The following is a 14,629-nucleotide window of genomic DNA, read 5'->3' as shown; positions in this document are numbered from 1 at the left end:
AATTACTCCAGGGCCATGCGGGTGGCGAAGATTCCGAGAATGCCACCAGCTAGCCACTTCTGAGCCCGCATCCATACCGGACGTGCCACGAGGAAGGTCGACACGGCCGCCGCACAGCACACGATCAACGCGTTGACGGTGACTGCGACCAGGATCTGCACGCCGCCGAGTACGAGTGCCTGTTGCCAGACCGGGCCCGCAGTGGGATCGACGAACTGGGGGATCAGGGCCGCGTACATCAGCGCAATCTTGGGATTGAGCAGATTGGTGGTCAACCCCATCCCGAACAGACGGCCGCTACCGTGGCGGTCGACTTCGCCCACCTCGAAGGCGGACTTTCCACCTGGTCGGAGCGTCGACCAGGCGAGATAGGCCAGATACAGGGCGCCGCCGATTTTCACCGCGGTGAACACCGTGGGTACGGCGAAGAGAACCGCTGTCAGTCCAGCGCACGTGGCGGCGAGGTAGACCAGGAAACCGGTTGCGACTCCGCCGAGCGAGATCAAGCCTGCCCGGCGGCCCTGGCTGATGCTGCGTGACACCAGGTAGATCATGTTGGGGCCCGGTGTCAGAACCATCGCCAGGGCTATCAGCGCGACTCCCGTCATCGACGCTGACGTGATCATGTCGGTCTCCCACTACTCGGTACGTATGTTTCGTCGAGTACACAAGGGATTACCGTGGCGCGCCAAGGTCCAGTTCGCAGGCAGTGGTCCGCTCAGGTGTTGGCCCAGCTGTCGGGCCCGAAGACCTCGTAGTGGATATTCTTTGCCGGAACATCCCTTTCGAGCAACGATGCGCGCATCGCCAACATGAACGGCATCGGCCCGCAGAGGAAGGCTTGGGTATCGGGCTCCACTGCAATGTCTTGCAAATCCGCCCGTCCTTCGTGAACAGATCCGAACGCCACGTGCGTGCCGAGATCCTCGTACCAACGATGCAAAGTTGCGGCGGGAATCTTGTCGACGAGTGTGCTGAGTTCCGCGCGGTGAGCATGGTCCGCGATGGATCGATCAGCATGAATGACAGAGACCGAACGCTCGGCGCCGGTGTCCACGAGATGATTGAGCATCCCGATCATCGGTGTGCAACCGATTCCGGCCGACGCGAGTAGGAGAGGTGAGTTGTCATCCGGCATGGTGAGATCACCGAAAGGCGTGGTGACGGAGAGTTCCTGACCTTCGAATACGTTGTTGTAGAGGAAGTTCGACACCTCGCCATCAGGAGTACCGGAGATTCGCTTGACGCTGATCCGCCAGTCTGCGCTGCTCGGTATCGAACACAGGCTGTATTGGCGGATCTGGCGAGCGCCGTCGGGCAGCGTAACCCCGACCGAAAGATACTGTCCGGGTGCGAAGGTGGGGAGTGCACTGCCGTCTAGCGAAGTGAGCGTCAGGGAGACGGTATCGGCGGACTGAAGAACTCGTTCGCTGATCCTGACCGTGCGCCAGACGTCACCGGCGTCGACGCCGGCGAGTTGGTAGAGGCCACGCTCCATCGTGATGAGGGTTTCCGCCATCAGCCAGTAGACTTCGTCCCAGGCTGCTGCGACGTCGGGAGTGACTGCATCGCCTAGTATTTCGACGATCGCGGCAAAGAGGTGTTCGTGCACGATTGCGTACTGGTCGGGCGTGATTCCCAGCGACGCATGCTTGTGCGCGATGCGTGAGAGTATGAGATCGACCTTGGCGCTGTCCGGCTCGAGCTGAAGCGTCGCGAATGCCGCGATGGCGCCGGCGAGAGCCTTCTGCTGTTCGCCCTGTTTCTGATTGCCGCGATTGAACAAATCACGTTCGAGTTCAGGATGTGCGTCGAACATCTTGCGGTAGAACAGGGTTGTGATATCGCCGATGGCGGCGCCGACCACGGGAAGGGTGGCGCGAATGACCTCGGTTGACTGTGGGGAAAGCATGAGCTGCTCCGTTCGGTCGAAATTCGATTGATCAGCCTGCTTCGTCGCTCCGGGTGGTGAGGCGTAGCAGGACAGTTTTGGACGGCTGCCGGATGACGTCTTCGATCGTGACCGCGTCGAGTGAAACGAAAAACGCTTCCTGTGCTTCGCGCAAAGCGCTCCGAAGGAGGCAGCCGCCGCGAAGTGGGCACGGTTTGTCGCCTTCGCAGTCGACGACTTCACCCGGGCCTTCGAGGCGTCTGGCCAGCCAGCCGATGGTGGCGGTGCGGCCGAGTTCGGTGATGGAAAGCCCACCGCCGCGACCACGCCTGGTTGTGACGATGCCAAGCTCACCGAGCCGTGTAACCACCTTGGTGGCATGGGAGTACGACACGTTGAGCTGCTGCGCAACATCCCGGGTACTGGGGGAGGCATCCGCGTCGAGTACGGCCAACCGCATGACGACGCGCAATCCCAGATCGGTGAACTGCGTCAGTTGCATGATCTGAACCTACATAATTCGCATCTGAGATGACTATTTATGTGAGGGGGATCTCGAGGGGTCCCAACCAGGGCGAACGGTACGTTCGGCGCCTCCAGTGCGCTGAACGTGCCGTTCGCTCAGAGGCGGGCGGCCGAACCCCCGGCAACGACGTCGAGAAAGTGGGGTGCTCGCCAACCCCGCGCCGCAAAGTCGCGGCTCACCGACGCGATGACCTCCGCATGACTTCCTTCCGGAACCAATGCGATGGCCGAACCTCCGAATCCGCCGCCGGTCATCCGCGCACCGATCGCGCCGCCGCGTCGTGCTGCGGCAACGGCGACGTCGAGTTCTTCACACGAGACCTCGAAGTCGTCGCGCAACGACGCGTGAGAATTGTCGAACAGCTCGCCAACGTCGCTGAATCTGTTGCTGCGCAGAAGCTCTGCGGTCTTCCGTGTCCGTTCGATCTCGGTCACGACGTGCCGTGCCCGCGCCCGGAGGATCGGGTCTCGCACTGTCTCGGCTTGGTCTGCAGAAGCCTCTCGCAAGCTGCCGACGCCGAGAGTTGCTGCTGCATCGACGCATTGAGAGCGTCGCAACCCGTACTGTCCGTCTGCGAGCGAGTGCTTGACCCGAGTGTCGATGACGATCAGTTCGTACCCCGCACCGTGGAGTTCGAAAGGGATGGGTTCGGTGGATCCGTCCAGGCAGTCCAACAGGAGCGCAGTCGAGGGTCGGGCAAAGAGGGCAATGGTTTGATCCATCCCGCCCGTCGGTGCGCCGACGCCGTCGTTCTCCGCCTGGATGCACACCTGTACCAGCTCATCGCGGGTGAATGGTGAATCGTGAAGTTCATTGACGGCCAATGCAACCGAACAGGTGAGGGCAGCGGAACTCGACAGCCCGGCCCCGACCGGTACCGACGAGTCGACTGCCAGATCGATTCCTCCGAGCGGGAGGCCTCGGCGCGCAAGAGACCACAGAACGGCTGTGGGGTAGGCGGCCCATCCTGCTGCTATGTCGCCGATGGGCCCGGTGTATGTCTCGTCGGATTGCCGACTGTGCACGCGGACGACCCCGTCGGTGCGCAGTGCGACGGCAACCAGCGTTCGCTGCTCGAGAGCGACCGGTAGGCACAATCCACCGTTGTAGTCCGTGTGTTCACCGATCAGGTTGACTCGACCGGGTGCCGCCCAGGCTCCGGTTGCCGGATAGCCATAGGCGTCGTGAAACTGCTGGAGCACAGATGGTTTCGAGACGGTATCCACTATTTCAACTCCCGTAGGCGGGCCGCGACTGCCTCGGGAATGGTGTCGTTCACCCAGGCGCCCATGGCGGACTCGGACCCGGCGAGGTATTTGAGCTTGCCTGGTGCGCGCAAGATCGAGAACAGCTGAAGATGCAGTCGACCCAGAGGTCGGTCGATGCGGACGGGAGCTTGGTGCCAGGCCGCGATGTACGGTACCCGATCGACGCCCGGATAGAAGCGATCGATACGGCGCAGGAGATCTTGGTAAACGTCCGCAAGCTCTTCGCGCTCTTGGTCGTTCAACGAGGGAAGGTCCGGGACGTCTCGGTGCGGTGCCAGGTGAATCTCGATGGGCCATCGTGCGGCGGTCGGGACGTAGGCGCTCCAGTGATCGCCGTCGTAGATCAACCGGGCCCCGTCCTCGCGCTCGAACGCCAGAACATCGGCGAGCAGTGAGCGACCGGTGCGCTCGAAGTGTTTGTCCGCCTGCGTCAACATCGATCGGGTGCGTGACGTGACATACGGGTATGCGTAGATCTGTCCGTGTGGATGGGTGAGTGTCACCCCGATTTCTTCGCCGCGGTTCTCGAAGCAGAACACCTGTTCCACAACCGGATCCGCCGACAACTCTTCGGTCCGAGAAATCCATGCACCCACAATCGTACGCATGCGTTCGAGTGGAAGCTCGGCGACGGACGCCGTGTGATCGCTCGAGAAACACATCACTTCGCAGTGGCCGACAGCTGGGCGATCACCCCCTCCGTCTCCGGGACTGTCAATGGCTTCCTCGGACGCCGCTGCAAAACTCGGAAACCGATTCTCGAACACCGCGACGTCGTAGTCTCCGTCGGGTATCTCTGTGGGCGTGCGGGTTTCGTTGGTCGGGCACAATGGGCATTCGGCGGCGGAGGGGAGATGTGTCCGTTTCATGCGATGCGAAGCCATGGTGATCCACTCCCCGGTGAGAACGTCGAACCTCATCCGAGACGAGTGGTCGAGAGCCGGCAATTCGCGGGAATCTCGCGCAGAGTGGGCGCGGGTACGGCCGGCATCGTCGAAGTAGAAGATCTGACGCCCGTCGGCGAGGGTGCGACGGGTCGGATCCTGCTTGGGTGTCATGCGTCGACTTCCCATTCCAGAACACCCTTGCTGACAACGGGTTTCCATACTCCGATCGTGGATCCTGTTTCCAAGGCTGCGGCATGGGCGCCCAACACGACCGAGATGGACGCCCAGATCGGACCGCCGTTGTCAGTGGCGTCCGACGCATACTCGGTCACACAATGATGGAGTGCGCCGTTTCGTGTGTCCACGAAGTAGTGGTACTCGTCCAGTCCGGCAAAGGGAAGGAACGAGGGGATGAACATGGTTGCGGCAGTGCCTGCGTCGCGTTGATCGTGTCGATCCATCTCGTCCTCGGCGTAGAGGTCCGGATTCTCGTAGATCGTCTCGTCCCACGTTTCGAGCAGAGTGAGTCGAACTTCGGTTGCGACGTCGATGGGGTAGAAGAACTTGTCGGGAAGCACGCTGCCGAGAAAGAGCCCGGTCCGGTCGTCGTGGGTCAGGCTGCCGTTGTGCACCCGATACAGCTCGCGAAGTTCCTGGGGCCACGTGACGCCGGTCGACGCTTCGAATTCCTCGATAACGGCGTCACCGAGCCCTGGCTGAAACGCTGCAGCCGTCACCGGTGCGTGTGTACGGCACCACGCTTCGATTCGGCTCCATTCGTTTGCAACGCTCATGGGCTTTACGATACGTCCGAGTCAGGACCCGTGAATCAGGTACTGCAGTGTGTCCACGAGCTTTCGGTCCGAAGCCTTGGACTTTCGGCCGGTGATTCCCGATCGGAGAATTGCGGAACCCTCGAGCAGGCTCACGATGGTCTGCGCTGCCGCGCCCAGGTCCGCCGCATCCAGATCCGGTTGTGCACACGCAACAGCGCGCTCTACGTGTGCGATGTACTGCGCGTAGAAGTCTCGAACCACGACCGCCACTTCTTGGTCCGCTGCCGCAATCGCCCATACTTCGACGTACAGACGCACCGTGGCCTGGTCGTCCTGTTCTCCGAGCAGGACTCCGATGAAGTGTTCGGATTCCTCACGGGAAAGACCCTGATCCGTATCCGTGACGACGGCAAGGCGATCCAGTGAGCGGGTCAATGCCCGTGACATGACTGCGCGGATGAGATCTGCACGGGTGGGGTAGTAGTGCTGCAGGTGCCCCACCCGCACTCCGGCTGCGGCTGCGAAATCGCGCATCGCCGAGTTGGCATTGCCCTGCGTGGCGAGGACCTGTTCTGCTGCGTCGAGAAGTGCTTCCGCGCGGGCGGCGCCCTTGGAGGGGGTCATGCCCGCAATACTGCCACCCCGAAGCTCTCCAACTCGGAGACGGTGCGGCGCGGGTTCGGAAGCGACTCGGGGAAAGTGACTCCAGGCTGGGCATCGTCGGCCAAGGCTTGTCTGACGGCAAGCGCGCCGCCCACCGCGGTGAGGTGAGCTTGGCCCTGCGGGTCGACGATTGTTGCGCTTGTCGTGCCGCTCGGGCCGGTGACGTCGATGCGTACTTGCGCGCTCCCGCCCTTGCCAGGCGAGTACAGGAGTCCGCGTCGTAGCGGTGTGAAGCGGTCGCCGCGACCCCAACGGAACAGACCCACCTTCTTGGCGGCGAGCAGCGCAGTTGTGGATGCGTGCGAACTGAAACCTATTCGAGTGCTGGCAGTTTCGGCGCCCAGGGTCATGGGGAACGTGAATTGTTCCGGAGTGTCGATTCTTCCGACCTTGGTGCGCGATCCGGGGAAGTCGACCCAGCGTGTATCCGTCAACGGGCTGACGGTGATCGGGTTTCCTTGCTGCATCACCTCGAAATCCTGGCCGAGACGATCAATGAAGTCGACGGAGTCGAGCCCGGCAATGTCGTTGACGTCGTAGCGAATCGAGACGTCGATCGTGCTCGCGCCACCTAGTTCCTCGGCCAGCGCTGCGGCGACGATATTGGTGACTCCGCCCATCCATCCGGACGACAGGTACACCGGTGCGCTCGGCGACTTCTGACCCGCCAGAGTGGCGGCGCGAGCGACGCGGGTTGTCCAGCGGGTGATGTCCACGTAGGGAATTCCGGCCTCGACGGCGGCGGACAGGACACGATCGTGGGGATCGTTGACCGTCGATACGACCGCGCGTACGGACGCGTCGAAGGGCGTCGGGTCGAGGAGGTCCCAGCGGCGGACGGAAGCGCCGTGACGGCTGGCCAGTTCGTTGCCGCGCTCGGGGGTGCGTCCGGTGAGGAGTAGTGGGAAGTCGGGGGCGAGCAAGGCGGTCAGGGCGCTGCCCACGGTTCCGTATCCGCCTGCCACGAGGATGGGGCCGTCGGCTGAATACTGCAATGATTCGGTCATGCACTCAACTCTAGGTCAAATGACCTAAAACGTCGAATGGAGTCTTTCCAGTGCTCAGTCCCGGTGTCGCACGATGTTGACGACGTTGCCGTCGGGTGCCCGGACGAGGAATCGGCGAACACCCCACTCTTCGGTCGTAATGGGGTGCACGATTTCGTAGCCGAGTCTTCGGGCCTCTTCGTAGGCGCCGTCGACGTCGTCCGTGTGGACGGAGATGACCGAGTCCTCGGCTGCAGTGGCGTCGTGCGTGACGAGTTGTACGTTCGCGCCGGAGTCGGGAGAGGTGTAGCGAGCGACCCACCCCATGTTGAACTCTTCGGTGCTCAGGCCGAGATAGTCGGAGTAGAAACTCTTGGAGGCTCCGACATCGGCGACTTTGAGATTGGCGGTGATGCGTCGTGTACGCATGTGGTTCTCCTACTCTCGGCAACAGATGTGCTCGATGATCGTCCGAAAGCGGAGTCATGTCGACTGTGTCGTCCGAGGGCGCGGGCTACCTGGCTGATTCGTTTGTCACTGCGGATCGAACGAGCTCACAGTTCCCCACCGGGAGAAGGGAAGGACGATCAATTGAACCTTGCCGATGACATTGTCGATCGGAACCGTTCCGCTCAGTTCGTCCTTGATATGGAATCGTGAGTCTTTGGAGTCGCCGCGATTGTCACCCATCACCCACAGGTTCCCGTCCGGAACGGTAATCGGACCGAAATATATTCCCTGACAGGGGATACCGTTACCTGAGATGCGATTGTCGATGTACGGCTCGGTCAGCGGCTTGTCGTTCACTCGAAGCCCCTCTTCCTCGGACAGGCACTGCACGGTTTGCCCACCGACCGCGACTACCCGCTTCACGAGATCGTTCTCGTCCGGCGGGACCAAACCGACCATGGATCCGAGTCCTTGAAGTGCCCGGACCACCGAGTTGTCCGATCGAATGGATTGATACTCGTCGTTCCAGGATTCGGGTCCCTTGAACACGACCACATCCCCAGGCTGTGGATCCCCGAATCTATAGCTGATCCGGTCGACGAAAATCTTGTCTCCGGTGCAGCCAGTGCATCCGTGAAGCGTCGGTTCCATGGACTCCGACGGGATCAGAAATATGCGTCCGACGAAGTTCTGGATGACAACACTCAGGACAAGTGCGACGACAACGAGGATGAGAATCTCACGCCACAGTGGACGTTTTCTCGGGTGATCAGCCGTCGTCGGTTCAGTCGAGTCTTCGTGGGCGTCGGATTCCGTCACATTCCCGACAATAGATGGCGCAACCAGTCGGCGGCCCGATACCGACGTTCTCGATTCGAGGGTCTACTTTGTCGGCCGATTTGCTTCAGAATCGGATCACATCACCCACACGGATCTGGTCGGGATCGGCAATCCACGCATTCATGACCCAAACATCTTGCCAACGAATACCTTTCGCAGCAGCAAGGTTGAACAACGTATCGCCCTCGGAGACTGTCACCGTGTCGCCCGCTGAACCTACCGACGATCGAGCCGAGGTTGTCGAATCAGGGGTGGTGCCGCCCCAACCTAGGTAAGCGCCACATACCGGCCACGCGCCGATGCCTTGAGCTGAGAGGGTTGCTTCCGCGGCCGCGACTTGATCGGCTGTCGACGCCAAGTCGGCGCGAGCCGGTGCACCTGCCGGTTTGTATGCATCCCACGTCGACTGCGTGAATTGAAGTCCGCCGTAGAAGCCGTTGCCGGTGTTGATGTTCCAGTCGCCGGAACTCTCGCACATGGCCACCTGCGACCAGTCGTGCGCACTGGCTACGCCGGTGTTGACGATTGCACCGCCAATTGTCAGAACGCCTGCTCCGGCGGCTATCGTGACGAATCGTTTGGTGTGTGAACGTTTGTTTTTCCGGTGGTTTCCCATGATATTTTCCTTGATCGGTCTGAGGGACTGCGATCTCGGCTAGGCGTGCGGCTCGAGTGTTCTGCTGCATATCGCGGTAGACGAAATCGTCAGTGCTGAAATGTGATTGAGGTGGACAGACTGTGAAGGCCTCGTCTCCAGATTGCAGTTCGGAGGCGTGACTAGATTCGCGGTCTCACACGCTCGCCGACAACGGCTCAATTACCCGGTTACATACCTGTTTTGCGGACCGATACAAAACGTCGGTGTACTCGGTGCTGAGCGGAAACAGGTAGTTGAACAGGCCATTCGACCCATGTGCAGACGAGCGCCGATTGGCATGCTGAAACAACACCGAAACAGGGTCTCTCCGAGATTCAAGCTTGCGGCACGCCGGCGCCTCCTGTTGATCGATTGGCGCACCCTTATGAGGGAGATGTGTCGCGCCCCGGGCCGCTGTCTGCGCCCCGGGATGAGCCCTCCTGCGGAATCCAGAGAATCGGATACCGCAGGAGGGCATTCTCTCGACCTTCGATTGACCGCACGAAAACCGGACGTTTGGGGGACAATGATCTGGGGCGATCACCTGGGGCGAGAAGTCGAGGAGATGTACATGTCCGAGGCCAAATCCGAAAGCACCGAGTCTCTCGCTGGAACGACACCGCCGGCAAAGACACCGCCGGCAAAGACACCGCCGGCAAAGACACCGCCGGCAAAGACACCGCCGACGGAGCCGTCGAAACAATCGGTGCTCAGGCGGTACTACCCGGCTGCGGTGCCCGTCATCCTCGGCTTGATCATCTATTTCATGCCGGTTCCGGACGGTGTGGACCCCAAGGGCATGCACATGCTCGGAATCTTCGTCGGCACCATCGTGGCGTTGATTTTGCAACCACTGCCGACGGGTTCGGTGGCGCTGGTGGGCCTGTCGATCGCCATGATCACCCAGACGGAGACGCCGACAGAAGCGTTGTCCGGCTTCAGTAACACCACGATCTGGCTGATCGTCGCGTCGTTCTTCATCGCCGAGGGCTTTCTGGTCACGGGGCTCGGCAAACGGGTTGCACTCATGTTCGTGACCAAACTCGGCAAGTCGAGCCTCGGATTGTCGTACGGAATGGCGTTGACGGACTTGATACTTGCTCCGGCGACACCGTCGAACACCGCCCGCGCCGGTGGCGTCGTCTATCCGATCATCGTCTCACTGAGCAAGTTGGAGGACTCCAATCCCGAGCCCGAGGACTCTCGCAAGAAGCTCGGAGCATATCTGCTGCTCACGTCGCTGCAAGTCAACGTCGTGACCTCCGCGATGTTCATTACCGCCATGGCGGGTAACCCCGTCGCCGTCGATGCGGCGGCCAAGATCGGCATCGACATCTCGTGGGGCAAATGGGCGCTGGCAGCATCGGTTCCGGGAATTGCAAGTCTCATCGCGATCCCGTGGGTGATGTCGAAGATCTTCCCGCCCACGATGTTGAAGACTCCGAAAGCGCCCGAGCAAGCCAGGGAGGAACTGCGCAAGGCAGGTCCGATCAGCCGCAACGAGAAGATCATGGCCGCCACCTTTGTTCTGCTGCTGGTGCTCTGGTGCCTGGGCTCGCAGCTCAACGTCAATGCCACTACAACAGCATTTGTCGGAATCGGCATCCTGTTGGTGACCAAGGTGCTGACGTGGAACAACCTGGTCCACGACACCGGGGCGTGGCAGACGCTCGTGTTCTTTGCCGTGCTGGTCGGTATGGCAAGCCATCTCGAAGAACTCGGCGTGATCTCGTGGATCGGAACCCAGGTCTCCTCGAGTGTCGACGGTTTGCCGTGGATCTGGGCTTTTGCGATCCTGACCTTGGTGTACTTCTACGCGCACTATCTGTTTGCGTCGAACACCGCGCAGATCGTCGCGATGTACGCGGTGTTTCTCGGCGCGGCGGTGGCAACCGGTGCACCGCCGCTGTTCTCAGCCCTGGTATTCGGCTTCATCGGCAGCCTGTTCGGCGGTATCTCGCACTACGCGTCCGGTCCGGCCGGAGTGATTTACGGTTCCGGATACATCAAGACCTCGGAATGGTTCCGAATCGGTTTCGTGATGAGCGTCGTGATCATCCTGATCTGGACGATCATCGGCGGCGCGTGGATGAAGCTGATCGGCGCCTGGTGAGGCTCAGTTGTCCTTGCGCCGCAATCCGAATCGCATCGATTCCTTGTTGACAGCGGCAATCGCGGTCAGCGGTATCTCCGCGGGACACACCTCCGCGCATTCACCGTAGGTCGAGCACGGCCCGAAATCGGCCTCCATCTGGTGCGACATCGCTCGGGCCCGCTTGCCACGTTCGTTGCGTCCCTGCGTGACGAGGGACAGGTGGGTCAGTTTGGAACCGGTGAAGAGGTGCGCGGCACCGTTGGGGCAGGCTGCTACGCAAGCGCCGCAGCCGATGCACGCGGCGAAGTCCAGTGCAGCTTCGGCACTTTGATGCGAGAGCGGCTGGCTGTCTGCGTCCGGTGCAGTTCCCGCATTGACCGATACATAGCCACCGGCTTCGAGGACCCGGTCGAGAGCCGAACGATCGACCACGAGGTCGCGGACCACCGGAAAAGCGGCGGAGCGGAACGGTTCCAGTTTGATTCGGTCACCGTCGGAGAAGCTGCGCAGGTGCTGACGGCACGTGGGAGTGTTCGCAACCGGCCCATGGGGAACGTCGTCGACCGTGATGCCGCAGGACCCACAGATCCCTTCTCGGCAGTCGGAATCGAAGGCGATGGGTTCGTTGCCGCTCTCCACGAGTTGGTCGTTGAGTCGGTCGAGAAGTTCCAGCAGTGACATCTCCACTGTCGCGTCGTTTACTTGGTAGGTGTCGAATGCACCGGACGACTCCGGTCCGGATTGGCGCCACACGTCCACGGTGATTTTCATACGTAGTTCCTCGTCTGCAGTGGAACAGCGGTGAAGGACAACGGCTCGTCGTGTCGAATGTGGCTGCCGTCCTTGGCGGTTTCCCACGCGGAGACGAAGCACCAGTCTTGATCGTTTCGCTGTGCTTCGCCGTCGGGAGTTTGATGTTCGGCCCGAAAGTGCGCTCCACAGGACTCGTCACGATCGAGAGCATCGACGCACATCAGTTCGGCGAGTTCGAGGAAATCGGCTACCCTGCCGGCCCTTTCCAGCTCCTGGTTGAACTGGTTTCCGCTGCCGGCGACTCGTAGGTTCGACCAGAAATCGCCTCGTAATGCTCGGATTTCGGAGATGGCCTTGGTCAAGCCTTCGGCCGTTCGGGTGACACCGCAACCCGCATAGAGGATCTCGCCCAGTTGTCGATGAAACCTGTCGGGGCCGTGTGTTCCGCCGACCGAGAGCAGCAGGTCCACCCGACCGCTCACGTCACTGAGCGTCGACGTCACGGCGGGATCGGAAAGTTCGAGAGGTGCTGATCCGAGTAGCGGCGCAAGATAATTCGGAATCGCGTACGGGAGGGTGAACCAGCCGTCGACGCATGCCGAGAGCAACGAATTGGCGCCGAGGCGGTTGGCCCCGTGGTATCCCCACCCTGCCTCGCCACCGACGAACAAGCCGGGGATGGAGGTCATCTGGTCGTAGTCGTTCCACAGTCCTCCCATGGTGAAGTGGGCTCCGGGGGCGATGCGCATCGGCACCGTATAGGGGTCTTCGCTGGTGGCGTCGCGATACATCGAGAACAGATTTCCGTATCTTTCCTCGATGGTCTTGCGGCCGAGCCGTGCCAATGCGTCGCGGAAATCCAGGTACACACTGTTTTTCAGAGGGCCGACGCCGTGACCGGAGTCGATTTGCTCGCGGGCGGCCCGTGAAGAGACGTCGCGGGGAGAGAGGTTCCCGAACGCCGGATATTTGCGCTCGAGGTAGTAGTCGCGCTCATTTTCGGGAATGTCGCCGGGTTCGCGATCGTCTCCGGGCTTGGCCGGTACCCAGATCCGGCCGTCGTTGCGTAGTGATTCGCTCATCAGAATGGTTTTCGACTGCCACTCGGAGTTGACGGGAAGTGCCGTCGGATGGAATTGGATGAACGAGGGTGAGGCAATCAGCGCGCCGCGTCGGTGCGCTCGCCATGCGGCGGTGGCGTTGGAGTTCTTCGCAAGTGTGGACTTGTGGAACACGGTGCCGTACCCACCGGAGGCCAGTACGACGGCATGGCCTGTGGTGGCGCCGATCTCACCGGTCACGAGATCGCGTGTGACTATCCCTTGTGCTCGGCCGTCCGAAACGATGAGATCGAGCATCTCGGTTCGGGTGTGGAGGTTGACCGTTCCGGCTGCGATCTGACGTTGCAGTGCCTGCGACGACGCTATCTGCAACTGCTGGCCTGTCTGCCCGCGCGTGTAGTACGTGCGCGACACCTGTACGCCGCCGAAGGATCGGGTAGCGAGAGTGCCGCCGTACTCACGGGCGAACGGTGCTCCGATGGCATTCATGTGATCGATGACGCGTACGGATTCCTCTGCGAGTCGGAAGCAGTCGGCCTCGCGGCCGCGGAAATCGCCGCCCTTGACGGTGTCCTTCACGAAGCGGGCGAGACTGTCGTTGTCCACCTTTCGGGCACGAGCGGCGTTGATGCCGCCCTGCGCGGCGACGCTGTGTGCACGGCGCGGTGCATCGTGGAAGGTGAAGGATTCGACGTGGTAGCCCAGTTCACCAAGTGAGGCGGCGCAGGCCGCGCCGGCGAGTCCGGTACCGACGACGATGACCGTGAACTTGCGCCGGTTGAGCGGGCTGACGAGCTTGTAGTCGAGTTTGCGAGTGGGCCAGGCTGTCTCCGGATCGCCGGCTGGGACCTTACCGTCCACCGGCGTCCCGATGCTGCGCAGATCGTCGAGTTCGAAGCTGTTCACTTATGACGCTCCTGTCTTCGAGATGACGCCGGTCATCACCGCGATGGGGATCGACATGTTTCCGACCATCACGACGAGCGCAAAGATTCCGGAGAGTGCAACGGCAATCTGGCGCAGCCGTTGGCCGGTCACGCCGAGATCGTTGACCGCACTCCAGAGTCCGTGCGCGAGATGCATTGCCAGCAGAGCCATCGCGACGATGTAGAACGACGCCACCAGTGGACGCTCGAAGCTGGCGATCAGGTTGTCGTATGCGTAACTCTGCGTGCGCGTGGCTGCTTCGTACTCGGCGCTGCCGATGGGTCGGGTTCCGGTCGTGAGGTCGAGTATGTGGAAGATGACGAACAGCAGCAGCACTGCTCCGGTGACGGGCATTGTGCGCGCGGTAAAGGACTTGATTCCCAAGCCTTTACGTCGAAACTTCCCTCGAGCTCGGCGGCCACGGACGGTGAGCAACCAGGCGCACCAGACGTGTGCGACCAATGACGCGAGCAAGACGATGCGAAGAATCCACAGAAGTCCCTCGTATGGCAGGAAGGGTTCGAACACTGTGCGTAGCCAGTGTGCGTAGTCGTCGAAGTGATCGGCCCCGGTGTAGACCTTCAGGTTTCCGATCATGTGGACGAGCACGAAAGCGGCGAAGATCAGTCCCGTCACGGCCATCAGAATTTTGCACGTGATATTGGACGGCCGCGGTCGAGCGCGAGGTGAATCGCCGGTAGCTCGCGATACACGGGTCGGAGCACTCACAGACAAACCTCCCACGCCAGACTTGCCGGACAGGTGCCGTCAGCCTAAGCCCGATCGAGGTTTTCGGCCAACGGATCGGTGCCCGACTTGTCTGTTAATGCAGGTGAATGGGAGTGTAGGGGTGCTCATTACCCGAAAGT

15 protein-coding genes are annotated in these 14,629 nt (G+C 61.4%); 1 reads left to right on the top strand and 14 read right to left on the bottom strand.

All coding sequences use genetic code 11. From position 1 onward, the window contains the following. Positions 1-2: 2 nt before the first annotated feature. The 11 genes from GJB56_RS20015 to GJB56_RS32000 form a co-directional block, all read right to left on the bottom strand. The gene (locus tag GJB56_RS20015) at positions 3-626 is read right to left on the bottom strand and encodes a LysE family translocator (protein ID WP_019745753.1); all 624 of its coding nucleotides are present in this window, start codon (positions 624-626) and stop codon (positions 3-5) included. A 92-nt stretch (positions 627-718) separates the two neighbouring features. Next, positions 719-1,912, bottom strand: a complete 1,194-nt coding sequence (locus GJB56_RS20010) for a globin domain-containing protein (RefSeq protein WP_060937831.1) — start codon at positions 1,910-1,912, stop codon at positions 719-721. Positions 1,913-1,943: 31 nt separating this feature from the next. Further along, complete coding sequence (locus GJB56_RS20005; RefSeq protein ID WP_003943059.1) at positions 1,944-2,393, bottom strand: RrF2 family transcriptional regulator; 450 nt, start codon at positions 2,391-2,393, stop codon at positions 1,944-1,946. Between the two features lie 119 nt (positions 2,394-2,512). Further along, complete coding sequence (gene galK, locus GJB56_RS20000; RefSeq protein ID WP_113682716.1) at positions 2,513-3,643, bottom strand: galactokinase; 1,131 nt, start codon at positions 3,641-3,643, stop codon at positions 2,513-2,515. After that, positions 3,643-4,743 carry a galactose-1-phosphate uridylyltransferase gene (galT, locus tag GJB56_RS19995; protein ID WP_113682715.1) on the bottom strand — a complete coding sequence of 367 codons (1,101 nt, stop codon included), beginning with the start codon at positions 4,741-4,743 and terminating at the stop codon, positions 3,643-3,645. The genes galK and galT overlap by 1 nt, the downstream gene beginning before the upstream one ends. After that, positions 4,740-5,366 (bottom strand): SMI1/KNR4 family protein, encoded by a 627-nt coding sequence (locus tag GJB56_RS19990; RefSeq protein WP_113682714.1) that lies wholly within the window; start codon positions 5,364-5,366, stop codon positions 4,740-4,742. Before GJB56_RS19990 ends, galT begins: the two co-directional genes overlap by 4 nt. 21 nt (positions 5,367-5,387) lie before the next feature. Next, a complete protein-coding gene (locus tag GJB56_RS19985) occupies positions 5,388-5,972 on the bottom strand; it encodes a TetR/AcrR family transcriptional regulator (RefSeq protein ID WP_113682713.1) in 585 nt (194 codons plus the stop codon). Then, entirely contained in the window at positions 5,969-7,018 is a 1,050-nt protein-coding gene (locus GJB56_RS19980) for a saccharopine dehydrogenase family protein (protein WP_113682712.1), read from the bottom strand. The genes GJB56_RS19985 and GJB56_RS19980 overlap by 4 nt, the downstream gene beginning before the upstream one ends. Before the next feature lie 54 nt (positions 7,019-7,072). Then, positions 7,073-7,426 carry a VOC family protein gene (locus GJB56_RS19975; RefSeq protein ID WP_070795526.1) on the bottom strand — a complete coding sequence of 118 codons (354 nt, stop codon included), beginning with the start codon at positions 7,424-7,426 and terminating at the stop codon, positions 7,073-7,075. A 105-nt stretch (positions 7,427-7,531) separates the two neighbouring features. Then, positions 7,532-8,266: a signal peptidase I gene (lepB, locus tag GJB56_RS19970; RefSeq protein ID WP_070795527.1), complete on the bottom strand. Its 735-nt coding sequence runs from the start codon at positions 8,264-8,266 to the stop codon at positions 7,532-7,534. Positions 8,267-8,351: 85 nt separating this feature from the next. Then, positions 8,352-8,903 (bottom strand): LysM peptidoglycan-binding domain-containing protein, encoded by a 552-nt coding sequence (locus tag GJB56_RS32000; RefSeq protein ID WP_021345840.1) that lies wholly within the window; start codon positions 8,901-8,903, stop codon positions 8,352-8,354. A 592-nt stretch (positions 8,904-9,495) separates the two neighbouring features. Between GJB56_RS32000 and GJB56_RS19960 the strand changes: the two genes are divergently transcribed. Further along, positions 9,496-11,037: an anion permease gene (locus tag GJB56_RS19960; protein ID WP_154606693.1), complete on the top strand. Its 1,542-nt coding sequence runs from the start codon at positions 9,496-9,498 to the stop codon at positions 11,035-11,037. Between the two features lie 3 nt (positions 11,038-11,040). On the opposite strand, the gene GJB56_RS19955 is transcribed toward GJB56_RS19960, so the two are convergent. Genes GJB56_RS19955 through GJB56_RS19945 form a run of 3 tightly spaced genes read right to left on the bottom strand, consistent with a single transcriptional unit; the run spans position 11,041 to position 14,489 of the window. Beyond that, positions 11,041-11,790: a succinate dehydrogenase/fumarate reductase iron-sulfur subunit gene (locus GJB56_RS19955; RefSeq protein ID WP_047888993.1), complete on the bottom strand. Its 750-nt coding sequence runs from the start codon at positions 11,788-11,790 to the stop codon at positions 11,041-11,043. Beyond that, the gene (locus GJB56_RS19950; protein WP_113682711.1) at positions 11,787-13,739 is read right to left on the bottom strand and encodes a fumarate reductase/succinate dehydrogenase flavoprotein subunit; all 1,953 of its coding nucleotides are present in this window, start codon (positions 13,737-13,739) and stop codon (positions 11,787-11,789) included. Before GJB56_RS19950 ends, GJB56_RS19955 begins: the two co-directional genes overlap by 4 nt. Next, the gene (locus tag GJB56_RS19945) at positions 13,740-14,489 is read right to left on the bottom strand and encodes a succinate dehydrogenase cytochrome b subunit (RefSeq protein ID WP_041816310.1); all 750 of its coding nucleotides are present in this window, start codon (positions 14,487-14,489) and stop codon (positions 13,740-13,742) included. Positions 14,490-14,629 lie beyond the last annotated feature (140 nt).

Origin of the sequence: Rhodococcus sp. AQ5-07 (assembly GCF_009707305.1) — a bacterium.
Taxonomy (GTDB): domain Bacteria; phylum Actinomycetota; class Actinomycetes; order Mycobacteriales; family Mycobacteriaceae; genus Rhodococcus_F; species Rhodococcus_F erythropolis.
Note: the sequence above shows the minus strand (reverse complement) of the source record. Positions and strands in the feature narration are given on the sequence as shown.

Excerpts from the sequence above, each read along its gene's own strand:
- GJB56_RS20015 (WP_019745753.1), bottom strand. The coding sequence starts at position 626 with ATGATCACGTCAGCGTCGATGACGGGAGTCGCGCTGATAGCCCTGGCG.
- GJB56_RS20010 (WP_060937831.1), bottom strand. The coding sequence starts at position 1,912 with ATGCTTTCCCCACAGTCAACCGAGGTCATTCGCGCCACCCTTCCCGTG.
- GJB56_RS20005 (WP_003943059.1), bottom strand. The coding sequence starts at position 2,393 with ATGCAACTGACGCAGTTCACCGATCTGGGATTGCGCGTCGTCATGCGG.
- galT (WP_113682715.1), bottom strand. The coding sequence starts at position 4,743 with ATGACACCCAAGCAGGATCCGACCCGTCGCACCCTCGCCGACGGGCGT.
- GJB56_RS19990 (WP_113682714.1), bottom strand. The coding sequence starts at position 5,366 with ATGAGCGTTGCAAACGAATGGAGCCGAATCGAAGCGTGGTGCCGTACA.
- GJB56_RS19985 (WP_113682713.1), bottom strand. The coding sequence starts at position 5,972 with ATGACCCCCTCCAAGGGCGCCGCCCGCGCGGAAGCACTTCTCGACGCA.
- GJB56_RS19980 (WP_113682712.1), bottom strand. The coding sequence starts at position 7,018 with ATGACCGAATCATTGCAGTATTCAGCCGACGGCCCCATCCTCGTGGCA.
- GJB56_RS19975 (WP_070795526.1), bottom strand. The coding sequence starts at position 7,426 with ATGCGTACACGACGCATCACCGCCAATCTCAAAGTCGCCGATGTCGGA.
- GJB56_RS32000 (WP_021345840.1), bottom strand. The coding sequence starts at position 8,903 with ATGGGAAACCACCGGAAAAACAAACGTTCACACACCAAACGATTCGTC.
- GJB56_RS19960 (WP_154606693.1), top strand. The coding sequence starts at position 9,496 with ATGTCCGAGGCCAAATCCGAAAGCACCGAGTCTCTCGCTGGAACGACA.
- GJB56_RS19955 (WP_047888993.1), bottom strand. The coding sequence starts at position 11,790 with ATGAAAATCACCGTGGACGTGTGGCGCCAATCCGGACCGGAGTCGTCC.